Source organism: Aquimarina macrocephali (assembly GCF_051627225.1).
Lineage (GTDB): Bacteria > Bacteroidota > Bacteroidia > Flavobacteriales > Flavobacteriaceae > Aquimarina > Aquimarina macrocephali.
Genome location: NZ_CP151795.1, coordinates 5,222,646 through 5,248,711, shown reverse-complemented (window position 1 = coordinate 5,248,711; position 26,066 = coordinate 5,222,646). Strand labels below are relative to the sequence as shown.

The following is a 26,066-nucleotide window of genomic DNA, read 5'->3' as shown; positions in this document are numbered from 1 at the left end:
CTATGTATTAAAAAAGCAGTATAGTAAATAACTATACTGCTTTTTTAATACATTTTGTACCTGTAATTTACTTTACAGTTTCTATTGTTTTATATCCAAAAAAGTTATTGGCTTTTATCATTTCGGGAATAAGGTCCGGCAATTGATCTTCCCATCCAGATTCTCCCTCTTGAATTTTTTGTAATACTTCTCTTGAGAAAATATTCATAATAGAAGGATCATAATCCGTAATATCCTGTAGCTTTCCATTATACTTAAAGAACTTATAAAGCTCTTTCATTCTTGGGTGTACTTTAAGAGTATCACTAGTGGTTATCTCTCCTGTTTTATGATTTTTTAATGGGTATAAGTATACTTTTAAATCTTTAAAGAATAGTTTACCAAAAGCTTCCAGAATACCTCCACTAAGATGTCTGTAGTATTTTTCATCAAAAATATCTACCAAATTATTAACCCCCATAGAAAGTGCCATACGTTCTTTGGTGTAATTAGAGAAATACTCAACTACTTTGTAATATTCTTTAAAATTAGAAATCATTACCGTTTGCCCTAGAGAACAAAGTAACCTGGCTCTAGCCATAAAATCCTCTTCGTCGATTTCACCTTCTGCCCTTAAGTTCGATAGTGTTACCTCAAAGATGACTACGGTTTTGTCTTTATTTACTTTATTTTCACTCAAGAACATATTGAGTGATTTTTTATAGATATCCATATTAACCTTAGTCACGGGTCTAAAACTCCCACGCAGTGCCAATATGTTTTTCTTATATAATATTGCGGCAGGTAAAATATTATGTCCGTCGGGTCCAAACATTACCGCTTCGGTCATTCCATTCTTAACCAATTGTAGACTCATCAATCGATTATCTACTTTTGTAAATCGTGGTCCAGAAAAGTTAATAGTGTCAATCTCTATTTGATCTTTATCCAAATGATCATACAGATATCTCAATAATTTTTTTGGATTATCGTATTTGTAATATGCTCCATAAATAAGGTTAACACCTAATATTCCTAATGTCATTTGCTGTAATCGGGCATCATTTTCATGAAACCGAATATGGAGCAAAATTTCATTATAATCTTCATTTGGTGTTGTTTGATATCGAATGCCTACCCAACCATGACCTTTATATTTCTTAGCAAAATCAATTGTTGCTACAGTATTTGCATAACTAAAAAACAGCTTATTAGGATGTTTCTCTCTGGTAATTCTTTCTTCTATAAGACCAACTTCATGCCTAAGCATTTTTTTTAATCTTGCTTCGGTAACATAACGTTTATCGTTTTCGATACCATAAATAGCATCACTAAAATCTTTATCATACGCACTCATTGCTTTTGCAATGGTACCAGAGGCTCCGCCTGCTCTAAAAAAATTCCGAGCAGTTTCCTGACCCGCACCTATTTCTGCAAAAGTACCATAGATGTTTTGGTTCAGGTTAATACGCAAAGCTTTACTCTTTATTGAAGGGACAGATTCAAATTCTTTATCTCCCATTATCTTAATAGGCATAGTAAAAAGGGCTTTTTTTGTTTAGCGTAAAGGTAATAATACAATGAGTATTAAAAAAGGTTTGAATGTAAATTTCTATATTCCCTAATATTTTAAGTATTATTTATGGTAAATATGTGATTTTTGACCAAAAAAATATAAGTACATTTGCTCTAGTTTATTAAAGTATGGAAGTAACTTTTCTTGGTACAGGTACATCACAGGGGATTCCGATTATAGGAAGCACTCACCCTGTTTGTTTAAGTAACGATCCAAGAGATAAGCGACTTCGTGTTTCTATACTTGTATCTTGGGATGATTACCAGTATGTTGTGGATTGTGGACCAGATTTTAGACAGCAAATGCTCTCGAATCAGGTGTCCCGAATTGATGGAGTAGTCTTTACTCATGAGCACGCAGATCATACTATGGGATTAGATGATATACGACCATTTTTTTTCAGGCAGGGCGATATTCCTATCTATGCGCATAAAAGAGTTTTACAAGCACTAAGAATGAGGTTTGAGTATATTTTTTCTTCAGAAAATAAATATCCCGGAGCGCCAAGTGTTATTGAAAATGAACTTACTAATCAACCTTTTCAATTGGGTAATCTGGATATTATTCCTATAAATACGTTTCATAACCGTTTGCAGGTTTTTGGATTTCGATTTAGAGATTTTGCATATCTAACAGATGTGAAAACGGTGGAAGAAGAGGAAAGATTAAAATTAAAAGGAGTTAAGGTTTTAGTGATTAATGCACTAAGAATAGAACCCCATCACTCGCACTTTAATTTGGAAGAAGCTCTCGAATTTATTGAAGAAATACAACCAGAAAAGGCATATCTTACTCATATAAGCCATATGTTAGGGTTTCATGCCGAAGTAGAGAGATCATTACCTAAAAATGTATATATAGCTTACGATAATTTAAAAATAACTATCTAGAATATGAAAAATAAGATCTTTTTATATCTATTCATTTTTGCAGCATTATTTATTCTTTTTCAGTTTATGAATGCCAAAAAAGCAAAAGAATCCTATGATACAAAAATAGAGAACTTAAAAACCAAAATTACAACAAAAGAAGCAACCATTGATTCACTGATTAGTGCTAATATGGATATTACCTATTTTACTTTAGAAAGTAATGAGGATGCAGTAAGTTACTTTGAAGAAATGGGGTATGATGCCAATAAATTAGCTTTAACGATAAGTGACCAGATTATTGGGCAAAATAAGGCAGGAAAGGATAATCCATTAATCCCATTTGTAGGGATGGAAGGTAATATGAGTATTAATAAAGTAAGATTACTAAATCACAAATGGATTATAGCTGATTTTACTGATGGTGTGTATTGGGGAGAGCTTTTTATTATTTATGAAGTGAAAGAAGGTGGTGTGATAGATTTTGAAGTTGAAAAATCATTTTTGTATCCAAAAGACTAGAAGAATATTTAATTTAATAAAGGCCAGGAGTATATCACCTGGCCTTTATTAAGTTTATCATTAATTAAAAGTATACGTTCTTCGTGATACTTGGGTTACTCTAAAATAACCATTGGCATAATTGCTGGCATTATCCAGATTAATACAATTTCCTTTTAAAGCAACTGGAGTTGCACTAAAAAGACCGACACCTTCAGATTGCTCGATGAGTATTCTTATATAGTTATAATATCCCTCAGAAATACCGTATAAATCAATGTTTACAACATCTCCGGGTTTAAATTCTTCGGTTTTGGTTTCGGTATCTTCTTCTTTTTCATAATACCAGCTAATTTCATTACCATTTGCAAATTCATCGTCAAAATCTTCAAATTCTGCTAGGAGATCACCCACTTCTTTAAATCTGAAAAGGTAATAGTTATCTTCATCTTTTGGATCATCGAATTTAAGGTTAACCTCCAGAACTTCATCATCAAAACCATCTTCAGTTGATTGATTAACTTCTTTAATATCAACAACAGGCATTAATGTTTCTTTGGCAGAATAATTTTCTCCGTTATAGATCACCTCTAGCGTATAGGATTGATTAAGTACAGGTACAAATTCTGTAGTTGTATATTCTCCATTATTTTGATCAGTAAAAATAAACTCTACCCCGCTAGAGTCATTAGTTACTTTAACTGAAGCACCAGTAACACCTGTATTAGAGGTTGTATTAAAGTATGGAGTAGATGTACTTAATTTTATAGTTTGATTATTTCCCGTAGTACCTTTCTCCCAATCTAATGAGGCTTCAATAGTTAATCGGGCAGGAGCTGTTTGTAGATCCACATCTATTACATCTTCACAAGAGGTAAAGACGATAGTAAAAAGGAATATTATTATTTTAAAATAAGCTTTCATATGTTTATATTTTTTTAAAATTTGAAGTTATAGATTACCGATGGTACTATACCAAAAATTGCTGTTCTCGTGGCTTCATTTGCTCCTGTTTCTACATTTTGACCAAAGGATATTGAAGCTGCATTTTTCTGATTATATACATTGTATATTCCAAAGATCCATTCTCCTTTCCATCTCCTGTTTGGTTTTCTATTGGGTCTGTATGTTGCAGAGATATCAAGTCTGTGATAAGAGGGTAATCTATCAGAATTTCTATCAGAAAAGCTGGCTATAGACAATCCTTCATATTCGTATTGACCATTAGGATAGGTTACAGGTCTTCCGGTTTGAAAAACCAGATTAGCTCCAAAACTCCATTTATCAGTTAGTTTATAAGAACCTGTTACCGAAATATCATGTGTTCTGTCATATGCCGTATTATACCAATCTCCATTATTGATTCCTGGCCCTCCTGCATTACCGCCAAGACTTCTTTGTTCTGATTTTGATAAGGTATAAGAAACCCATCCTGTTAATTTACCTTCATTTTTACGTGCCAAAAATTCCAATCCGTAAGCTCTGGATTCTCCATTCAATATTTCGGTTTCAATAGTGTTGTTTCCTATTAAATCAGACCCATCAATATAATCTATTCGATTATCAGTGGTTTTATAATAAACTTCTGCTTCCAAAGAGTACATCTTATCTTTAAAGTTTCTGAAATACCCTAATGCATATTGATCTGATAATTGTGGTTTTATATATTTTCCACTTGGTGTCCACACATCTAATGGTGTAACAGAAGTAGTATTGGATAATAAATGGATATATTGCGCTGCTCTTGAGTATCCCATTTTAATAGAAGAGACATCATTTAATTGATATGCTAAGGATGCTCTGGGTTCAAAGTTTCCAAAACTTTTGATTGTTTCACTTTTCTTATAATCGGTTTCTCCTATTTCGACACCTCGTTCATAAAAACCTAAAGTACTATTATAAACAACAGGTTGGTCATTAGCATAATTTTTCAAAGCTTGCCCACCTAAACGACTAAAAGCACTATATCTAACACCATATTGTACTGTTAGCTTATCGGTAAGTTTATGCTCTGCATTTACATATACACCACTTTCCAAAGCTTTTTTTCGATCCAGAGATAAAGGGTTTATCGAAGAAGATTCTGATGTTGGCTGCACTTGCCCTGGGTCAAAATCATAATAGATACCGCTAATCCCAAAGTCTAATTTAAATTTATCACTCGCATAATATTTAAGATCATATTTAGCATTGTAGTTATTGATTGACGAAATCCATTCGAATTGCTCGATAGCAATATCTAAATCATAATCGTATTTACTATAGATAAGAGATAAGTTCGAAAATAATTTATCATTAAAGATATGGTTCCATCTTAAATTTCCTGATAGGTTTCCGTAGCTGGTTTTGAAATTATTTCCAAATTTAAAGGTATCTCTACCATAATATCCAGATAAGTATAATTTATTATTTTCGTTTAATTTATAATTGGTTTTAAGGTTTACATCATAAAACCCAACGGTATTTTTCTCTCCAGCTGCTTTTAAGATAAGATCGACATATGAACCTCTACCTGCAACCAAAAAAGAACCTTTATCACTAAATAAAGGACCTTCGGCGGCTAATCGGCTAGAAATTACACCAATTCCCCCGGTAAGACTAAATCTCTTATTGTTTCCATCCTTTTGACGAACATCCAGGACAGAAGAAGTTCTACCACCAAAACGAGCAGGAATCCCTCCTTTATATAATTTAATATCTTTAATAGCATCTGCATTAAAAACAGAAAAGAAGCCTAATAAATGAGAGGTATTATAAATTATAGCTTCATCGAGTAATACTAAATTTTGATCCGCGGCTCCTCCTCTTACATGAAATCCACTAGAGCCTTCACCATTATTGGTTACACCTGGCAGCATTTGAATAGATTTTATAATATCTACTTCTCCTAATACTACGGGCATTTGCTTTACAGTTTTGATGTTTAGCTTAGAGACACTCATTTCGGGTTTTCTAAGACTTACACGCTCTGTCTCTTCACTTTTAATAATTACTTCATCTAATTCTGTAGAAGATTCAATAATATCAAAATCTATCTTTTGATTTTTATCAAGTATTACTTCTTTATTAATATCTGCATACCCTACATAGGAGGCAATAAGGGTGTAGTTTCCTTTTGGAGCGGTAATAGAATAAAAGCCATACTCATTAGTGATAACACCAATAGAAGTACCCTTCAAAAAAACGGAAGCGCCAAAAAGTGTCTCCCCATTATTATTATCTTTAATCGTACCACTTATTGTATAGTTGTCTTGTGCCATCGCACTGGTACTAACAAAAAATATAGTCAAACAGCACATTATTAATTGCTGCGTCCTTTTTTTTAGATTTCTAAATTTAAAATGTCGATGCATATTGGTTTTGTTTTATAACTTTTGATTTGATTGAGTTGTTAAAAAAATAATTACGTATTAATGATTTTGTATTTCATAGACAATTCAGAAAACCAAGGGTTGCATGGATAACAAAATATTTAATTTTCGCTTTACATATAAACTATTAAAGTCTTGTTATTACTGTGGTTATTAAGCAAAAAAGCATACTATCTAAAAAAACCACCGGTGTAGGTGGTTTTTCTGTTTAGTTAATTTATTAAGTGATGTGAAGTTAGTATGCGATATTATTTTTTTAAGAGTTTCTTTTTGATAAACTCTCCATCGATCTCGATTACAGCGATATAGATTCCTTTAGAAACTTCAAAACCATTTTTTGATGTACCATTCCAGGTATATGTAAAGCCTTCATCATTTTGCTGTTGATCTACTAATTTTCTAATAAGGTTGCCATGTATGTCATAAATATCAATAGATACAGTATTTTCTTTTTTTATGGTATTGAAAAAAGTAACCTCATTTCTAAATGTATTTGGATATACTTTAATAGTATTGGCGGTTGTATTGTTTTTGTTAGACTTTATTTCGTCCCATTGTCTTCCTAATGGTTGATCTAACCATAAAAGTATAAACTCATTATCATCAGGTAGTCCCATACCTATATGGCGACCTACACTAAAAGGGTAGTTATTATCATTGAGTACACCAATTAAAAAAGGATTAAATACAACTACGCTTTCTATCGTAACAAATGGAAATGCAAAATCTTTCCCTATTCCTATATCACCTTCTAATCCTGGTTCAGAAATTCTACGAATATCGTTGATTTTAAGAAGATCAACATTTAGTCGTTTTTCTATCAATGTTTTGTCTTTATCTAATTCAACCTCATAAATTGCTTTATAACCATTTATATCTCCTTGAGAACCATCACGCTCTATGATTAGCCCTCTTTTTGAGTTAAACATGATAAAATCTCCTATTGCACTAGCTTTCCTATCAAGAGGATATTTAAATCTTTTACCCGTATATGATTTACTTTCTAAATCGAATTCATGAATCAGTAAATTATTAGAATCAGAACCTTTAAGAGGTTTTTCTAATAAGGGCAATAGCGTTTTTTTATCGGTGCTTAATGCCATTCCTTCAAAGCCTCCACTTCCTTTTACCCGAAAAGGAGTGTCTAATTTTGTATTTCTATATGGCCAATATAGTCCCGCTAGCCATGGAGTATTTTTCCCATTTTGATCTTGTAAATTGGTTCCATCTCCTGCATTACCTACTTTTGGAAAATCACCAAATAAACATACTGTTCGTATCTCTGGGTATTTTTTATGAGCAATAAGAAGTGTCCTGAAATCAAAACTTTGAATATCTGCCCGATCCGTAAGATTATTTGCAACGATTACATCGGCCACAGCTGTTGTAAAAGTTTTTGGATCTACTGTTCTATTTGCAAAAACATCCCCACGATCATCGATATCCGTCCTAGGGTTAATTTTGGTTTCAATATTAAAACGAACCTTGGATGCATTCTTCCAACGTTTCACTGCCTCGGGATCTGAAGCCCCAGGTCCGTTTTGGTAGTATGATGTATAAAAATTCACAAAATCGAATAGTTGTTGTAAAGAAGGCATAATATAAGGATCTATAAACCTATTCTGTTTTGCAAAAGCTACAGCAACCGGTGATAAAGAGAGATCATTAGTTTGAGAAGGCCTTCCATTTAAGATTTTATCAGCAATAAATATATTTTGAATTTGATCTAAGGAGAGATCTTTAACAAGAACTTCATCTTTAAACTCATAGGGTGTACCATCTGCTTTACGTGCTTTTGAAGCTTCGATATGCGGATCATGATCCAAAACAGGAATTCTATCCAGAGTAATGCCGCAATCAGTTTCTATCGTTGGCATCAGAAAATCCAATGCTGCCTCTATAGCGGGTAATGTATTCTCTGGGCGTAAGTTTCTGGCACCTCTATGACCTTGTCCATCAAATAAATTGATATTGATCAACCCTTCAGAAGTCATAAAATCGGGTTGACCATCTTTATTTTTATCAAAGTTTTGAAGAGCTTCTAATAATACATCAGGACGATCAGAGATAATTCCCTGTACACCAAGATCCAAAAGCAGGTTTATGTTTTCAATATCATTTACCGTATATACAACTACTTGGTGACCTGCACGATTTAAAGAAGAGACATTAAATAGCTCACTCGATGCAGCGGCTAGGGTAGAAGGAGGAGTTTTTCTACTTCCTACCACTGTATTGGTATTTTGATCATCAAGCATCACATACCATGGAGACATTACCGGAGATTTGCTTCCATATGCTTTTGCATGTGACCTCATAGCATTCATTATCCGTAGGGCACTATACTCCTCGCTATATGGATTCTGTGGTGCACGAAGTTCTTTCCCAGAGGTGTCAAAATCAGGTAATGAGATTGGAGGATCTAATAAAACACCATTTTTATCAAAATGTAATAGAAAAGGTCCAAATTCATCACCAATCCAATACTCCCCATTAGAAGTTCTTTGTATAGATTCTATATCAAAATCCGCTCCGGTAAGAACTCTCGAATCACTAAAATGATTTGTAATGGCAAAAGGAATCAAACCATTAGGATCTCGCAATTCGATATAATTTAGTATATCAATAGATCCATTACCCCAACCAATAATACTCTTAAAATTTGGTCTAATGCTATAAAGGCGAAGATTATAATCTGATGAGTTTTCGATACTCCCAAAACCATTATCAGATAATACGGTGAAGGTTCTGTCGTAGTTGTTTAAAATAGAAGAAAACCCTTGTATTGGCTGTTTATTATAAAAAGGAACTGGTTGTTGATTGATTAATCCTTGGTTGATGTATTGTCCTGAGGTGGGTCCATTGGAGAAGCTGGCAGCTGGTAGAACTGCTCTGGATATCAATATATCTCCAAAGTTTATGAAGGACTTACCAGTTCCTTTTAGGTATGTTTTTCTATTAAAATGGTTATCGGCAGGAAGATCGAATTTAGATTTCTCTATAGATTCATCTTTTGAAGTCAATTTTTGAGCTTGTAATGTAAATAGCCCCATACATAGTAGTATACTTATAAGTATACAGTGTTTTATTTTAGAAATGATTAAGTAATGACGTTTCATGGCGTGTTGTACATTTAAGATTTGCTTGGTTAATGACACCCTAAATTTACATCGCGTATATTACCTGATTGTTTATCATTCTTAAATAAATGATTATGTCTGTTATCGATTTTTATTTTTCTGAATTTACCGTAATGAAATGCTTTTTTTACTTGTAATATCGGCTTCAGCAAAGTTTTGTTACCCAATATGCAGCACTTTATGATGAACTTATTTAGAAGCCTGATTTGTACTAGAAATTTTCACGAAAACGTTGTAGTGATTTTTTGTGATTCTTATTAAGTAAATTGAGTTTTACTGAAAAATCAATAATTCTTCTCGTGCAGCTATCGTTATATCCTTATTCTATTGGGATTCCGTTATATTTGAGTACTATCTATTGATAAAAATACATGTTGAATATGAATTCTAAGTTTACCTTTTTTCTAGTATTTGTAGCACTTATACTCACGACAACTTCTTGTAAAAAGAAGTACGAAGGCCCATATCAAGGCTTCAAAAAAAAAGACACTCATATCGAGGTGTTTAAGGATAATGGAAAATATATAATTAAACCTTATTCTGATAAAATTATAGAAACCTCATTTATACCAACAGGGGAAACATTTGATTCACAATCTCATGCTGTAATCTTAAACTCTATTGCTACAAAAATACAGGTATTAGAAAATGATAGTGTATTGACTATACATACCAATGGGATTGATGTTCATATCACCAAAGTACCTTTTCATATTTCATATACGTATAAGGGAAAGAAGCTGATTTCTGAAAAAGGGGGATATATAAAAACAGATTCTACCGAAATTTTAGATTTTAACCTGGATAAAAGTGAAGTGATTTACGGAGCTGGATCTCGAGTGGTAGGGATGAATCGTAGAGGTAAAAGACTTCAGTTATACAATAGAGCTCATTATGGGTATGAAAATTATTCTGAATTAATGAATTTTACAATGCCTTTGGTGCTTTCTTCTAAAATATATGCTGTTCATTTTGATAATGCTCCGATTGGATTTTTAGATATAGATAGTAAAAAAGATAATACACTACAATATGAAACCATTAACGGAAGAAAAACATATCAGGTAGTTGCAGGGGATGATTGGAAAGACCTAATAGATCAATATACCAACCTCACAGGAAAACAACCATTGCCTCCTCGTTGGGCATTTGGAAATTTTGCGAGTCGTTTCGGGTATCATTCTGAAAAAGAAACCAAAGAAACTATAGCTAGATTTAAAGCAGATAGTATACCACTAGATGCAGTGATTCTGGATATTTATTGGTTTGGAAAAGAGATCAAGGGACATATGGGGAATTTTGAGTTTTTGAAAGACTCATTTCCAAATCCAAAACAGATGATAAATGATTTTAAAGATCAGGGAATCAAAACAATATTGATTACAGAGCCCTTTGTATTAACGACTTCAAAAAAATGGGATGATGCCGTGAAGAGAGGTGTCTTAGGAAAAGATATGAAAGGGAATCCATTTCAATATGATTTTTATTTTGGAAATACCGGAATTATAGATATTTATAATCCTGAAGGAAAAGAATGGTTTTGGGATATTTATGCTACATATACTCGCGATTATGGAGTAGCAGGTTGGTGGGGTGATTTAGGAGAACCCGAAGTGCATCCTTCAGAATTACAGCATGCTACAGGAAGTGCAGATGAGGTTCATAATATTTATGGACATGATTGGGCGCGATTGGTACAGGAAGGGTACCAAAGAGATTTCCCTGATCAACGTCCATTTATATTAATGCGTTCGGGATATTCTGGATCTCAACGATTTGGAATGATCCCATGGTCTGGCGATGTAAGTAGAAGCTGGGGTGGTTTGCAATCCCAAACAGAAATAGCATTGCAGATGGGGATGCAGGGATTAGGGTATATGCATTCTGACCTGGGAGGATTTGCTGGCGGTGAGGTTTTTGATTCAGAATTGTATACTCGCTGGTTACAATATGGAGTGTTTCAACCAATATTCAGACCACATGCTCAGGAACAGATTGCACCAGAACCTGTTTTTCATGATATAAAGACAAAAGCTTTAGCCAAGAAAAGTATCGAACTTAGATATAGCTTACTACCTTATAATTACACCATTGCTTTTGATAATAATCAAATGGGATTACCATTAATGCGCCCTTTGTTTTTTGAAAGTACAGATAATAAAGAATTATCCGAAATAAGTTTTGCCTATATGTGGGGAGACCATTTTCTGGTATCACCCATAGTACAACCAGGTATTGCATCTATGGATATTCCGTTTCCAAATGGAACTAATTGGTACGACTTCTTTACCGGACAAAAATTTGAAGGAGGAACATTTAAAACAGTTGAAATAGTAGAAGATCACATTCCTGTATTTGTAAAAGCAGGAGCATTTATTCCTATGGTAAAACCTGTACAAACCACAGAAATGTATACGACCAAAGATATAACACTACATTATTATCATGATGATCAAGTGAAGACAAGTTATGGTAAACTGTATGATGATGATGGTAAAACGCCTAATGCTTTTGAAAATGGAAAGTATGAAATATTAAAATTTGATAGTAAAACGACTCCTGAAAAATTATCTGTAACATTATCAGCAGAAAAAGGAGCCAATTACACATCAAGTGACAGAAAAGTGACTTTGATTATTCATAATATTAAAACTGAACCAAAATCTATAACAATAAAGGGAAGTTCTACTTTGTTTGATTGGGATGAAAAAGATAAAAAGCTGAAAGTAAGCCTTAATTGGAATTCTAAAGAAACTAAAAACGTGAATATTTCTTTGCAAAAGAATCTAAAAATATAGATATTGTATGTCTTAAAACCTTTAATCGATTAAGAATTAGAAGAAAATAAATACGGGTAATTTAGTATTATAAATTGCGATTGGTATTTCTTTGGATTTGCATCAAAATTCTAAGGTTTTTAATGCAAAAAAATATGAAAATCAAGAGTATACTGTTTTTTTTTATTGCCTTAATTTTAGTTGGATGTAAAACCGATGATATAGTTTGGCTTGATGGCCAGTGGGAAGGAGTAGGGTGTCAATTAGATTTAGAAGATAATAATACCTGGTCTATTAATTTAGAGATCGATATTTACCGACAATCATTTGAGATAAAATATCCAAGTTTAGAATGTTCTGGACAATGGGAACTGGTCGAGTATTCATATAATCGTGCTACTTTTAATGAATTAATTTTAGAGAACACCAATAGCTGTATAAAAGAAGGAACGGTAATCATAACCAAAGTGGATGAAAATCATATTAGTTTTAGCTATTATATTATAGATGGAAAAGATGTTTTAGCTTTTTCTACGTTGAAAAGAAAATAAGAATATTGGCGTATTATATACTAAATGAGGAAAGGAAAGATACTAGGTGTAAGCAAGAGTCAATCTCACACTTTTACTAAATTTAGTTGCGAGCATATAACTCTTATCAAAGGATTGGGCATTAAAGGAGATGCCCATATGGGAAAAACAGTAAAACATAGATCTAGAGTATTAAAAGATCCTACCCAACCAAATTTAAGACAAGTACACCTGATTCATTCTGAACTATTTGAGGAATTGAAGCAGAAAGGGTTTTATATCAAAAATGGAGAGATGGGAGAGAATATTACTACTATCGGGGTAGATTTATTAGGCCTTCCTAAGAGTACTATTCTGAAGCTTGGTGAGAAAGTGAAAATTAGAATAACCGGTTTAAGAAATCCTTGTAATCAATTAAATTCTATAAAAGAAGGATTGATGAAAGCTGTTTTGGATACTGATGAGAATGGGGATTTAATAAGAAAAGCCGGTATTATGGGAGTGGTGGTAGAAGGTGGAGAAATATCTGTTGGAGACGAAATTGAAATTTTATTACCCGAAGAACCTTACCATAAACTAGAAAGAGTATAAGAAAAAGGATACTATATCTACTTGTTGTGCATTTAGATATTTTTTTTAACTATAATCCGTCAATTCGAGTGATTCGACTTTAGGAGAAGTGTATCGAGAATAGGATTTTAGCTTTAAAAAGCTATTCTCGATACATTTTGTCTCCATTCCATTACGACAAAACACTCGAATTGACGCTTTTTTTGTAATAATCTTCCTAAATGCACAACGGGTTATATCTATAATTTAGTAGTGTTCTGAAACGTATAAATTTAATACCTGGAGTTATGCAAAAAAATAAATCAGTCGAAGAATTTATTTCAAAGAAAGAAGAATGGAAAGAAGCATTAGAAATCTTAAGATCAATAATGCTTACTACAGAAATGGAAGAGACTATAAAATGGGGGATTCCGGTTTATACTATTAATGGAAAAAATGTAATAGGAATAGGAGCATTTAAATCCTATGTTGGGATTTGGTTTTATCAAGGGGTGTTTTTAGAAGATAAGGCAAAGAAGTTGTTAAATGCTCAAGAAGGAAAAACCAAAGGTTTACGACAATGGAGATTTAATACTACTGATGAGATAGACAAAAAATTAATACTTCAGTATGTAAAAGAGGCGATTAGAAACCAAAAAGAAGGTAAAGAAATCAAACCAGAAAGGTCAAAAACAATCGAGATTCCTTCTGAATTGTTAACTGCACTGAATGCTAATGATAATTTGAAAAAATCTTTTGAACAACTAACTCCTTTCAAACAAAAAGAATACGCAGAATATATTACTACTGCAAAACGAGAAGCTACTCGTATATCGAGATTAGAAAAAATAAGCCCAATGATACTCGATGGTATTGGGTTGAATGATAAGTATCGATAAAATTAATATTATTCTTATATAAACGTTAGCATTAATACATAAATAGATTGATAAAAAAACTCATCTGCATATTGACATTAATATTTCTGACTTCTTGTTTAAGTAATAAAGAACTAAAAGAAGGTTGGTGGAAATATGGTGACGGATATCATATTGGAGATGTAATAAGTTTTGAAAGATACAATCTGGTCAATGATACTTTATATCTAAAAGATATACCAAAAGCATTATTAATTAGTCAAGAAGAAAGTGTTTTTGGCTTTACAAGTAGAAAAATCGTAATTAAGGATTTAAAATCAAACGAAACAGGTACTTATTATCAAAAATGAATAAAGTAATATTAAGCATACTATTAATTTTAACATATAATATTTCTTATGGACAAGAAATATTATATGTTAATGCGGACAATGGTTTAATAATTAGAGAAGAACCTAATAAAAAATCTAAAAGATTAGGCAAATTTAAATATGCTGAGAAAATTAAAGTTCAAGAAAAAACCAACATTAAATTTTTCATAGTTGATAATGGAGAAAAAATAAACGGTTCGTGGCTAAAAGTTCAAGGGATTGTAAATAGTAAAGTTACTAGTGGCTATGTCTTTAGTGGTTTTCTAATAGATAAGGTTCTAAAAGAACGGGTAGAAATAAAGTTTAATGATTTTATCTTAGAATTAGATAATATTGGGCTAATGGGAGATTTAACAGTATTATCAAAAGTTCAAAAGGATACGGCTAAAGTAAGTTTAGATTTATCTGGAACACCTGAAAACAAATTCCTCAAAATCATTCAGAAAAAATATAAGAAAATAGAAGTTTTTCAACGCTATGAGAATAGTATTACGATAATGGATGAAGGTCCTCATTGTGACCTCACGGAATGGAAACATTTCTACTCTGAGTGGAAAAAACTACCATATAATAAAATCAAAAATTCATTTAAAACCTTTAAATATTCAACGAAAGATTGGGAGAAGTTTATTCCTGTAAAAATCAATGAACTTAAAAGTGCAGTTGATGAATTTTGCGGAGAAAAATGGTCTAAGTTGATAAAAAACATTAAAACAGCAAATGAATACCCAAGTGGAGTTTCAATGAGCAAAATATTTTTAAAAGTTATCCTGACTAATAAAAACGATCAGATTACCGAAAAAATTATTGAGTTTGAAATTCCAATGGGATGCTAAAAAACTAATGCTAACAATTTGTATAATGCATATGCACCCTTCGGGATGCAAACGCATCATACAAGAGACGTTGTGTACAATTATGAAGTTTATTGTAAAATGAATAAAGAAATAAAAATATACATTGGAATCACAGCATTGATGTTAATTGATTTAATTCTTTATTTAACTTTAGATATTTCCTTTATTGGAAATTTAATAGATCGAATTATTCTCTGGGTTTGGTTTCTTAGTACTTTCTATATCGTTTTTAAATTTATTAGAAAAAAGTGGGCGAAAATTTATGGAGGTATTCTGATTGTTATAATTGGACTGAGTCTATTACCCATGATGATTCCTTTTTTAACAACCATTGGATTTGCAATAGTGAATGAAAATTCAGTGAAAATTGATAATGAAATTCATATTCGTGAAACTTCGAAAAGTGTAATTGCGATGCCATATATATCCATATTAAGGAATTATTGGATATTCGAACGTGAAATTGGAAAAACGGAATATGATTTTGAAATAGACGATGAGTTTTTCGGAATTGATGACGCGAAATCTATTAAAAGATTACCAAAATTAAATGACAAAAAAATAAGACTCGAATTTGAATTTGAGAACGGAAAAGTAATACGAGAAATATAAAAGAACTGTACACAACACCAAGTATGTGATCATAGCAGTTAAGTGATTACCCAAAGATTCTTTTATATTTGCTATGGCGCCAAGATTTTATGATGAGAAAATTATAAAATCAACGCAGAAAAAGTCGATGGCAAGGTAACATTTTGCTCTGCTACTACACATACTTATAACGTTCTTCGCAATTTTACCAACCAACAAACGAATGAATAAACATCATATTTTGAATACAATTAAGTTTATAGGAAAATCAATTCTTGTACTTCTGACAGGTATTTTAATATTTGCATATTCAATTGCATTAATCGAGAAAATACAACATCCGTCTTTTAAAAACTTACCGACAAATGAATTTGTAATTATCGGAATAATTTTACTGATTTTGATTTTTGTAAATCTAAAATGGGTTTTCGGAATTTTTAAAACCAAACTAAATGAAAAGTAAGATAACTATCATCTTTCTGATTATAATATTAGTTTCTTGCAAAAATGAAACTGAACAGAAATCGGAATTTGCAAAATCTGATTTTAATATAAAAACTGAATTAACCGATTTTAAGAATAAAATGACTGAATTAGATACAATCAAAATTTGGTTTGACCATTCTGTTTGCACCTATCAAGCAGTTGAACGCATTGAAATAACAAAAAAATCTGATTCAATTAAAATACGAACTGAATTTAACGAAGAAACTTTTAACGAAAATCCCGAATGGAAATTGGTTTATGAAAATAAAATACCAAAAACCGATTCAATATGGAAAATTGAGGAATTCTTTAAACGGAATGTAGAGAGACAAAAGTCTGAAGAAAAAGATTATGGAACTCTTCAGGTTTCGCACAAAGGAATTAAAGTTCATTATTTTACTAATGGTTTAGTTGACTTAAATAGATTTATGGCTGACTATTTTAAAACTATGAAAGGTTTACATCCAGAAAACATAGATAATATTTATGGTGTCGAAATCGAAAAAATCATAGACGAAGAAATAATAGAAACGGAATTAAAATCTGAATAAAAACTGCGTAGAACACCGTGTAAAATTAATGGCTGGCTATCATCGCTTACTTACGAAAATCCTCGCGGATTTTCTATTCAGTTTATATTTTTTAAATTAGATACTTAAACACGCCACTAACCATACACAAACACGTTACAGCCAATTATCCAAAACATTCTACAAATAATCAAAAACATTAAATGAGAAAAAAACTAAAAATCACATTTCTTACAGTACTGTCATTTGTTCTATTCCTTTTGATACTTCTTTCTATTCAATATACACCTACCTATGTTTATAGGCTTATAACAATGAATGTGGCTGATGTTTATGATTATAAAAACTTTAAAAATCATAGGATTCAAGGAGCAGAGCATACTAATACATTTATTTCAAAACCAAAAGAGAAGTATATAGAGTCATTATTTGAAGAACTCGTAACTAAAACTGGATTTAATAGCTTTAAAGATTGGGCAATCGAGTCTCAAACAACCGCTCTTATTGTTATAAAAAAAGATACAATCATTTATGAGAAATATTTTAATGGCTTTAGTAGAGATTCTTATTTCCATTCTCAATCTATGGCAAAGTCGTTTATATCGTTTTTAATTGGAACTGCTATTGATGATGGCTTTATAAAAAGTGTAAATGACCCAATAACAAATTATATTCCTGAACTTTTAGAACGAGATTCAAGCTTCAAAAAAATAACCATCAAACATTTACTTGAAATGCGTTCTGGGCTTGAGTACAACACAAGTCTTATACCCTTCACTAGCATTCATTCACCTTGGCACGATGAAGCTGTTGGTTATTATCACCCAAATATTCGGAAGTTGTTACTTGAAAATGTTGATATTTCATCCGAACCAGGAAAAGATTTTCAATATTCTAATTACAATACAAGCTATTTAGGATTGATTCTTGAAAGAGCCACCAGTTTAACTGCTTCCAATTATCTGGAACAAAAATTATGGTCAAAAATAATGGAGTATGATGCGCTTTTTTCTATAGATAGTGAAGAGTCTAATTTTGAATATATGCCAAGTCGTTTGATTGCTAGAGCAATTGATTATGCTCGTTTTGGTCAGCTCATGCTCAATGAAGGACATTGGAATGGCAATCAAATTGTATCAAAGGACTGGGTATTAAAGTCTACCCAAGAAAATAAATCCATTCCTCGTGATATTTATCCAAAATGGTTTGGAAGAAGTGACAAAAGAATTTACTACAATTATCAATGGTGGGGTCACGTAAATAAAGACGGTACTTATCATTTCTATGCAAATGGTAATCTTGGACAGAACATCTACATCATTCCCAAAAAAGAAACTGTAATTGTTCACTGTGGTAATTCACTTCAATATTACAGTAGTGATTTTGATTTATGGAATGTTGCTTTACAGTTAAATTAGAATTAAGTAACAGCTAAGATTCAAAATAAAAACTGGCTGTAATACCGTATATAAAACATAGCTAATATGGGTTTTCTTAAAGGTTTGTGTGTTTTTACGAGGTCACCAAATATAAATTTGGCGTTTATAGAAGAAAAAGATAAAAACAAAATATTTATATTTAGCTAAGTAATAAACCGAAACGAAAGTGCTTATTAATTACCCTACGTTTCTTATACGAGACGTTGGCAAACATTAAAAAAAACACTCATTGAAAATGAAATTTCTAATTTTAACTTTTTTATTCCTGTCTGGATTTTCTGTTTTTGGACAGTTCAATGAAAAGAAAATAGAAACTGATTCGAGTCATATTAGAATCATTAAGAATTCCGTTTATAAAACCTATACCGAAACATATAAATTCAAGGATTTAGAGTGGTATAGTGTTCATTTTATCAAAGACACTACTCGACTAAATACTGAAGGTTGGTCGATAAAGGATGGAAAGAGAATTGGGATTTGGAAAGAATACAATTTTAACAGACAATTAATGTTCACAAGAGATTACGATAATGCAGTTTGTGAAGTAAACAAAACTTTATTTCCATTTCACGAACTTCTTGAACAAATGAAAACCAAAGCAGATAATCTAATAATAAATACATATAGTAAAGAGTTTTTCGAAAATTACGTTCGTTTTGATTTTAATTGTTATGCATATGACACAGATGGATATGTCGGAAGTTGGACTGAACCCATTGAAAGAAAACCAACAAAATTTTTATTTAGATACCAAGTAAAATTAAATACCTCAGAATGGTATGACGAAATGATTGGAATTGAACTGGACGAAAAAGGAGAATATATTCCTAACGAAGGGTTCTGGAATAATTACGGATTTGAAAACGTGAAATCCAATAATAAAACATTCCAAATTGATAAAAACAAAGCGATTGAAATTGCAAAAACAAAAGGTTTACTAGTAAATAATTTAGAAAAAGTATCGGAATTTTTAAAATGGGAAAAATTCAAAAAAGCTGAATTTTATAACGGACAGTTTAAGTATTATATAACTGAATTTACAAATGAAATAAAAGACATTAAAGATAAAGGACGTTCAAGGATTGTATATAAATATAATGTTTACTCATTCGACCCTTGGACTGGAAAATTTATTGAAAAAAAGAAAATGAAAAGAGTTAGGGAATGGGAAAAAAATAGTGGATTTACATCTGACCTATTACCTGATGAATAAAAAAAACGCACTACAACAATGGCTATAATTCATTGTGGTTTTGTGCTACACCATAGTAAAAGTATAAATCAAATGGCTGGATTTCGGCGGAATAATCCTGCGGATGATTCCACAACGAAATCATAGCCGAGACCGTTGGCAACAATATAGGAAATCACTCAAAATGAAAGAACAAATCAAAACATATTTCAATCGATATGTTGAATTTAGTGACACCGAAATAGATAAGATTTATTCTAAATTAATACCAAAGACATTTCAAAAGAAAGATTACATTCTTTGTGAAGGGCAAATATGTAAAAGCAATTATTTCATAATAAATGGATTAGTTCGCTCTTTTTATATCGACGATAAAGGGAATGAAAAAATAACTCAATTTGCTCTTGAAAATTGGTGGGTAACTAATATGGAAAGCTATATAAAAAATATTCCTTCTTACTTATCTATTCAAGCAATTGAAAAAACTACAGTTCTAATAGTTGACAAAGTAGAATTAGAAAGGCTATTTAAATCTATTCCAAAACTTGAAAGATTTTTCAGAATGATTACAGAAAACATGTTAATTGCTATTCAACGTAGAAGTGACATTTATTTACAAATGAATAGTAAGGACAGATACACACATTTAATTAGACACTTTCCAAGTTTTTCTCAAAGAGTTCCTCAGTATATGATTGCATCTTACCTAGAAATTACACCTGAATACTTAAGTGAATTAAGAAAAAAGTAAGTTTTATCTATTTCTTAAGATACCTTAATTTTTAAAGAAGCTGTGTTATATAGTTTTGTAGTCATAAACTTTTAAACATCAATTGTTATGAGCAGCGAAATTTCAAAAACGAAAAAAATTATTGCTTGGATACTTGCTGGGCTCTTATTAATCCTATACCTAGGTAGTGCCGGAGCAAAGTTATTTCAACCCGAGCAGATGAACCAAATGCAGTTAGCCGATTGGAGAATTGTAATTGCTATTGGTGAGATTGTAATAGCTTTTCTTTTCTTAATTCCAAAAACAAATAAATATGGTACTCTATTGCTAAGTTCATATATGGGTGGTGCAATTGTAACGCATATGATTTGGTCTATTCCAATATATATGCCTGCTATAGTCCTAATTTTAGTTTGGCTTGTTTTCTATCTAAGAAATCCAAAATTTATCGAATTATAATCATTAACAATACAATTATGGAATGAATTACCTATCAAGACATCCCAAATGGAATGTTTGAAACGCAATACAAGCAGAAAATTTCAATGATACGAGAATGTGAAATTCAAACATTTGCTTCGTTTTAAACAATTAAAATAAAATATGATGATACAAAAAATTTCAAAACAGGTTATCGAAACTTGGATTTCAGGCTTTCATAAAGAAGATGTCGAACAACTTACTAACTTGTTTTCTAAAGATGCCACTTTCTATGATCCACGATATCCTTTATTAAAAGGTAAAAATACGATTGAATCCTATTATGTTCATTTATTATCTGAAACCACAGCTTGGGGTGCAACTATGTTTGAGGGTCCTTATTTACATGGTGAAGATTGTTTTGCAATACATTCTCGTTTAAAATTTACTTGGCGAGAAAACAATATAACTGTAGATTGGCCATTCGTTGCTTTTTTTAAAGTACGTCTATCTGATGGTAAGATTATTCGTTATAATGAATACTGGGATTCTGAAGATACTTTAAAAAAAATAGGAATTAAGACTTGGGGACCTTTACCAGAATATGCAAAGTCTAAATAATAGATCCTTTTAGATTGATAAATATAAAGGTTCAAACAATGTAAATTATAGATGAATTTTATTCTTATTCCAATCGTATCTAACACAAAAAATAATAATTTATGAAAAATATTCTTTTAGTAGTCCTTTTAGTATTTATCTCTTTGAGTTCATTTGCACAAGATTCTACGATCACACCAGTAAACAATTCTTTTGATTCAAAATTAATCAAAAATGAGAATTATGAAATGACATGGTTTATGGAAATAGACACTTCAAAAATAGAAATAGGAAAAATTAAAACAGAGATAAAAAGAATTAAAAATAACGTTTTAATAATAACCTCTGTTAAAATGAATCAAGCACAAACAAAATGGGTTGACACAACTCTTGCTCATATAAATAATCTTAAACCTATTTACCATTCTTCATATAATCAACAAAGGGATATGGTACTTAATTTTGATAAAAAAGTAACTGGTTATTATTTTGACAAAAAGACAAATACTAAAAGCGAAATAGCAGAAACTACATCTGGTAGTTATTTCGATAGCAATATCTATCCGCAATTGATTAGGTGGCTGCCTTTAAATAACGAATACCACAAAACTATTTCAATTTTTGATTATAACCCGAGTGCTAAAACAGGAGTAATAAAAGCCTTTATTAAAAATGTTAAAAAAGGTAAATTGCCTGGAAATGGAGATAGAGATGTATGGATAGTGAAAGTGACTGATGACATTTCGGACAATAAAGCCATTATGACATTTTATATTGATATTAATAATAGACAAATAATTAGACAAGAAGTAGATATGCAGGGACGAAAGATGATTATGGAGTTAATTAATTAATACGGACAGGATATTATGTACGACAGAGTATAATTTATTTTTAAATAACACAAAAATTGAATCCAAAATCTGCAATTAAAATTATGCTCTATCTATTGGTAGCGGTAATACTTTTTCACTTATGTATTATGATAAAAATAGTTCCCTATGAAATTTCTTGGGGAGGAAGATTGAAAAATGATTCTGATATGTATGTTTTTGAAACTATTTCAATCATAATCAATCTATTTTTATTTTCGATCCTTTTGATCAAAGGAAAGTATTTAAGAGAGTTTATATCAATGAAAATTGTGAATATTACTTTATGGATTTTCTTTGTCTTATTTGTATTGAATACTGTCGGAAATATTTTTGCTAAAACCTATTTTGAGAAATTTTTTGCTCTATTGACGTTATTTTTTTCAATTTTAACTTGGATAATTCTACGTAAAGACAAAAAACGAAAACACAACACGGTAAAAGATACATAGCACACTAAAAGCTATTTGTCTCATAAATTAACACAAACTTGAAGTATAGAATATGACTTACTACCAACAAGTATCTAATGCCATTTTGAAAGAGTGCATCATATACATTAGTTACCACACATTTGACAAAACCTAAAACAGAATGAATATTTTAAAATTATTTTCACTTTTTATACTTACTACAATTCTTTTAGGATGTGAAACAAATAAGCAAAAATCAATTGTCCTACAAGGATTAGCCATCGGAACTTCTTACAAAATAGAATATTATAGTAGTAATGATAATCCGAAAATCAAAAAAGGAATTGACTCTGTCATTTATTCAATGAATAAATCTTTGAGCACTTATATACCTAATAGTGATATATCCTAAATCAACGAAGGAAATTCAAATATCAATACAGATATTCTTTTTCAAGAAGTATTTAAACTTTCAAAAGATTTATATACAAAATTAAAAGGATTTTTTGACCCAACTGTTGGAACATTAAGAAATGCATATGGATTTGGAGATACTTAACCTCTTAAGTTAATTACTGATTATAAATTAGATTCTATGATGAATTATGTTGGTTTCAATAAAGTTAAGCTATTAGACAATGGTAAAATTGTTAAAGAAAATCCTAAAATTTATCTTGACTTTAATTCAATTGCAAAAGGCTATACAATAGATAAAATTGTTGAATCAATTGCAAATGAAGGTATTGAGAATCTAAGAGTAGAACTTGGTGGGGAAATTAGAGTAATTGGAAAAAACTTAAATTATAATGATAATTGGACAATTGGAATTGAAAGTATTGAATCTAAAATTAATAATAGAGCAGTCAGAGCTAGATTAAAACTAATAAACAAATCAATAGCTGGTTCTGGAAATTTCAGAAAATATAGAATTGATTCTATCACTAAGAAAAGATATGTTCATACAATAAATCCACTAAACGGAAAAGCAGAACAAAGTGATGTTTTAAGTTCGTATGTAATTGCAAACACTTGTGCCAAAGCTGATGGTTATGCAACTGCATTTATGGCTATGGGAATTGAGAAATCAAAAAAGTTGCTGTCTGAATTAGAGAAAATAGATGCTTATTTGGTTTATTCAGACTCTTTGGGAGAAACGAAAACATACATCACTAAAGGCTTTAAAAAATTAATAATAAAATAGAAAAAAAACGTGTAGTAACACCGTATATAATTTATTGCTAGTGCTAGCCTAGTTATGAAAATCCTTGTGGATTTTCTATTCGGTTTTTATTTGCTAAATTCCTTACTTAACTACGCAACAAACAATATACAAATACGCTGTAACTCATGCGAAAAAACAATTAGACAATATGAAAATACTTCTAATTTCTATAGGAACACGTGGTGATATAGAACCTTTTTTAGCGATTGGACAGCTACTGTATAAAAAGGGTCACGAAATAATATTTTCCTTTCCAGAACAGCATTCAAAATTAGTTTCAAATGAATTTAAATTTTTTCCGTTAAGCCCAAAATTCATAGAACTGATAGAAAGTGAAGATGGAAAAATAATGATGGGCGGAAAAATGAGACTGAATTCAAAAATCAAAGCTTTATATAATTTATACAAAAAAGGTAAATATGTCAATAAACTTCTTGTAAAGCAACAATATGAAATTATAGAAAAAGAAAAACCTTATAGAATTATCTATAATTCAAAATGTAACTATCCGTTGATTTGGAGTATTGAAAATTCAATGAAATCCGTAATGATTAGTCCAGTACCTTACGTTATACATTATGTCGAAGGGAATGCCCATATCGGTTTCAATGGAAATTACGGCAAACTAATTAACCGATTAACTTATCGGTTGGCAATTTTTGGTTTAGTAAAAATGATTAAAGATGCCTCCAATAATATTCCCGAAAAAATTTCTTTAAGCAAAAGAAAAATTAAAAAAGCATTATTTGCAGAAAATTTAATATTCACTATTTCTCCCACACTATTTTTAAATCCAAAAGATTGGCCTTCCAATGTTCAAATATTAGGTTATCACAAGCAGGACAAAAAAGTGGACTGGAAACCTGAAAAAGAACTTATTGCCTTTTTAGCAAACAATAAAAGAGTTGTTTTTTTGTCATTTGGTAGTATGGTGAATCCAAACCCTGAAAAAACCTCTCGTTTGCTATTAAAAACGCTGAATAAATTACAAATACCAACAGTTATAAACACAGCATCAGGTGGAATTATAAAATTGAGCGAATTTGCCAATAACGAACTATTTCATTTTGTGACTTCTATTCCTTACGAGTGGATTTTTAAAAGAACTTATGGAGTTATTCATCACGGAGGATCGGGAACAACACATATGGGACTAAAAAATGGTTGTGCCACACTTATTATTCCGCATATAATTGACCAATTTGGTTGGAACTCTATGATTAAAAGTATTGGTGCAGGACCCAAAGGACCCTCAATTGGAAAACTTTCAATAAAGACAATAGAACCTTTATTAATAGATTTAGTTACTAAAGAATCATATAAATCAAAAGCAGAAAAAATATCTCACAAAATGAATAGTGAAAATCTAAAAGAAGAGTTATACGAATTTATAATGGCGTGAAGGAAGATGTATAAAAATAATAGCGGTTTAATCGCTAAAACGAAAGTAAGTAAATATAAAAAAGGTCTGTATTAAACCGAAAAGTTAGTGCATAAAAATCGGCAACTATTATTATACTAGACCGTTGCCACACATTTGAGGAAAAACGAAACGCTTAATGAAAAATATCATAATTACAGGAAGTTCAAGAAATGATGGAGATACTAAAGCTCTGACGAATGAACTGATAAAAAAATCAAACTGGGATTTGATAGACTTGAACGATTATAATATCGGATTTTACGATTATAAGCATAATTATGAAAATGATGATTACCTCATGCTAATGCGAAAAATTATTGATAAATATGATACTCTGATTTTTGCAACACCTGTTTATTGGTATTCAATGAGCGGAATTATGAAAGTATTTTTTGACAGAATAACTGATTTATTAGAAATTGAAAAAGACCTTGGGCGAAAATTACGTGGGAAAAACATGGCTGCAATTAGTTGTTCAGTAGGAAATAATTTAGGTCATATTTTTTGGCTTCCGTTTTCTGAAACCGCAGATTATTTAGGAATGAAATATCTCGGAAGTTTACACACAATCGCAGGAGAGATAAACCAACTGGAATTAGATGAATTTATCAATCAAGTTGGAAAATAAAAACGTGTGACAAAATTTATTCACCTCACAACTAGGTAGCGGACTAATAGATATTAAGGTATATTTTTACGATACGATCCATATACATAAACATTAGCACCAATTAAAAATCAACAAACTGA

Annotated in this window: 24 protein-coding genes; 20 read left to right on the top strand and 4 right to left on the bottom strand. The window is 31.0% G+C overall.

Annotation, left to right across the window (positions count from 1 at the left end; all coding sequences use genetic code 11):
- Positions 1 to 67 precede the first annotated feature (67 nt).
- Positions 68 to 1,516, bottom strand: a complete 1,449-nt coding sequence (locus AAFU52_RS23300; protein WP_024769540.1) for a TonB-dependent receptor — start codon at positions 1,514 to 1,516, stop codon at positions 68 to 70.
- A 167-nt stretch (positions 1,517 to 1,683) separates the two neighbouring features.
- Here AAFU52_RS23300 and AAFU52_RS23295 point away from each other — a divergent pair, with 167 nt between their 5' ends.
- Both AAFU52_RS23295 and AAFU52_RS23290 read left to right on the top strand, forming a co-directional pair.
- A complete protein-coding gene (locus AAFU52_RS23295; RefSeq protein WP_438423751.1) occupies positions 1,684 to 2,445 on the top strand; it encodes an MBL fold metallo-hydrolase in 762 nt (253 codons plus the stop codon).
- A 3-nt stretch (positions 2,446 to 2,448) separates the two neighbouring features.
- Positions 2,449 to 2,946: a hypothetical protein gene (locus AAFU52_RS23290; RefSeq protein WP_024769538.1), complete on the top strand. Its 498-nt coding sequence runs from the start codon at positions 2,449 to 2,451 to the stop codon at positions 2,944 to 2,946.
- Between the two features lie 60 nt (positions 2,947 to 3,006).
- Here the strand turns inward: AAFU52_RS23290 and AAFU52_RS23285 are convergent, their stop codons facing one another.
- The 3 genes from AAFU52_RS23285 to AAFU52_RS23275 form a co-directional block, all read right to left on the bottom strand.
- Entirely contained in the window at positions 3,007 to 3,849 is an 843-nt protein-coding gene (locus AAFU52_RS23285) for a DUF4249 family protein (protein WP_024769537.1), read from the bottom strand.
- Positions 3,850 to 3,863: 14 nt separating this feature from the next.
- On the bottom strand, positions 3,864 to 6,224 hold the full coding sequence (locus AAFU52_RS23280) for a TonB-dependent receptor (RefSeq protein ID WP_035091000.1): 2,361 nt from the start codon (positions 6,222 to 6,224) through the stop codon (positions 3,864 to 3,866).
- 320 nt (positions 6,225 to 6,544) lie between these two features.
- Positions 6,545 to 9,349 carry an esterase-like activity of phytase family protein gene (locus AAFU52_RS23275; protein ID WP_438423749.1) on the bottom strand — a complete coding sequence of 935 codons (2,805 nt, stop codon included), beginning with the start codon at positions 9,347 to 9,349 and terminating at the stop codon, positions 6,545 to 6,547.
- Between the two features lie 467 nt (positions 9,350 to 9,816).
- Here AAFU52_RS23275 and AAFU52_RS23270 point away from each other — a divergent pair, with 467 nt between their 5' ends.
- The 18 genes from AAFU52_RS23270 (at position 9,817) to AAFU52_RS23185 (ending at position 25,944) form a co-directional block, all read left to right on the top strand.
- Complete coding sequence (locus tag AAFU52_RS23270) at positions 9,817 to 12,234, top strand: TIM-barrel domain-containing protein (protein ID WP_438423747.1); 2,418 nt, start codon at positions 9,817 to 9,819, stop codon at positions 12,232 to 12,234.
- 134 nt (positions 12,235 to 12,368) lie between these two features.
- Positions 12,369 to 12,764 (top strand): hypothetical protein, encoded by a 396-nt coding sequence (locus AAFU52_RS23265; RefSeq protein WP_152538496.1) that lies wholly within the window; start codon positions 12,369 to 12,371, stop codon positions 12,762 to 12,764.
- A 24-nt stretch (positions 12,765 to 12,788) separates the two neighbouring features.
- Positions 12,789 to 13,334 carry an MOSC domain-containing protein gene (locus AAFU52_RS23260; RefSeq protein WP_024769532.1) on the top strand — a complete coding sequence of 182 codons (546 nt, stop codon included), beginning with the start codon at positions 12,789 to 12,791 and terminating at the stop codon, positions 13,332 to 13,334.
- A 266-nt stretch (positions 13,335 to 13,600) separates the two neighbouring features.
- Positions 13,601 to 14,191 (top strand): YdeI/OmpD-associated family protein, encoded by a 591-nt coding sequence (locus tag AAFU52_RS23255; protein WP_024769531.1) that lies wholly within the window; start codon positions 13,601 to 13,603, stop codon positions 14,189 to 14,191.
- A gap of 71 nt (positions 14,192 to 14,262) precedes the next feature.
- A complete protein-coding gene (locus AAFU52_RS23250; RefSeq protein ID WP_438423744.1) occupies positions 14,263 to 14,520 on the top strand; it encodes a hypothetical protein in 258 nt (85 codons plus the stop codon).
- The gene (locus tag AAFU52_RS23245) at positions 14,517 to 15,377 is read left to right on the top strand and encodes an SH3 domain-containing protein (RefSeq protein WP_024769529.1); all 861 of its coding nucleotides are present in this window, start codon (positions 14,517 to 14,519) and stop codon (positions 15,375 to 15,377) included. Before AAFU52_RS23250 ends, AAFU52_RS23245 begins: the two co-directional genes overlap by 4 nt.
- A 99-nt stretch (positions 15,378 to 15,476) precedes the next feature.
- The gene (locus tag AAFU52_RS23240) at positions 15,477 to 16,010 is read left to right on the top strand and encodes a hypothetical protein (protein WP_024769527.1); all 534 of its coding nucleotides are present in this window, start codon (positions 15,477 to 15,479) and stop codon (positions 16,008 to 16,010) included.
- A gap of 431 nt (positions 16,011 to 16,441) precedes the next feature.
- Positions 16,442 to 17,026 (top strand): hypothetical protein, encoded by a 585-nt coding sequence (locus AAFU52_RS23235; RefSeq protein WP_024769525.1) that lies wholly within the window; start codon positions 16,442 to 16,444, stop codon positions 17,024 to 17,026.
- A gap of 182 nt (positions 17,027 to 17,208) precedes the next feature.
- The gene (locus AAFU52_RS23230) at positions 17,209 to 18,423 is read left to right on the top strand and encodes a serine hydrolase domain-containing protein (protein WP_438423740.1); all 1,215 of its coding nucleotides are present in this window, start codon (positions 17,209 to 17,211) and stop codon (positions 18,421 to 18,423) included.
- Between the two features lie 256 nt (positions 18,424 to 18,679).
- Positions 18,680 to 19,657: a hypothetical protein gene (locus tag AAFU52_RS23225; protein ID WP_024769522.1), complete on the top strand. Its 978-nt coding sequence runs from the start codon at positions 18,680 to 18,682 to the stop codon at positions 19,655 to 19,657.
- Between the two features lie 163 nt (positions 19,658 to 19,820).
- A complete protein-coding gene (locus AAFU52_RS23220) occupies positions 19,821 to 20,387 on the top strand; it encodes a Crp/Fnr family transcriptional regulator (RefSeq protein WP_024769521.1) in 567 nt (188 codons plus the stop codon).
- 87 nt (positions 20,388 to 20,474) lie between these two features.
- The gene (locus AAFU52_RS23215; RefSeq protein ID WP_024769520.1) at positions 20,475 to 20,825 is read left to right on the top strand and encodes a DoxX family protein; all 351 of its coding nucleotides are present in this window, start codon (positions 20,475 to 20,477) and stop codon (positions 20,823 to 20,825) included.
- A gap of 147 nt (positions 20,826 to 20,972) precedes the next feature.
- Entirely contained in the window at positions 20,973 to 21,407 is a 435-nt protein-coding gene (locus AAFU52_RS23210; protein WP_438423737.1) for a nuclear transport factor 2 family protein, read from the top strand.
- Between the two features lie 101 nt (positions 21,408 to 21,508).
- Positions 21,509 to 22,240, top strand: a complete 732-nt coding sequence (locus AAFU52_RS23205; RefSeq protein WP_438423735.1) for a DUF3108 domain-containing protein — start codon at positions 21,509 to 21,511, stop codon at positions 22,238 to 22,240.
- A 612-nt stretch (positions 22,241 to 22,852) separates the two neighbouring features.
- Positions 22,853 to 23,083, top strand: coding sequence for a hypothetical protein (locus tag AAFU52_RS23200; RefSeq protein WP_051473699.1), 231 nt, complete (start codon positions 22,853 to 22,855; stop codon positions 23,081 to 23,083).
- A gap of 159 nt (positions 23,084 to 23,242) precedes the next feature.
- The gene (locus AAFU52_RS23195; RefSeq protein ID WP_438426654.1) at positions 23,243 to 23,872 is read left to right on the top strand and encodes an FAD:protein FMN transferase; all 630 of its coding nucleotides are present in this window, start codon (positions 23,243 to 23,245) and stop codon (positions 23,870 to 23,872) included.
- 169 nt (positions 23,873 to 24,041) lie between these two features.
- On the top strand, positions 24,042 to 25,295 hold the full coding sequence (locus AAFU52_RS23190; RefSeq protein WP_024769516.1) for a glycosyltransferase: 1,254 nt from the start codon (positions 24,042 to 24,044) through the stop codon (positions 25,293 to 25,295).
- Between the two features lie 157 nt (positions 25,296 to 25,452).
- Positions 25,453 to 25,944 carry a flavodoxin family protein gene (locus AAFU52_RS23185; RefSeq protein WP_024769515.1) on the top strand — a complete coding sequence of 164 codons (492 nt, stop codon included), beginning with the start codon at positions 25,453 to 25,455 and terminating at the stop codon, positions 25,942 to 25,944.
- Positions 25,945 to 26,066: the final 122 nt, after the last annotated feature.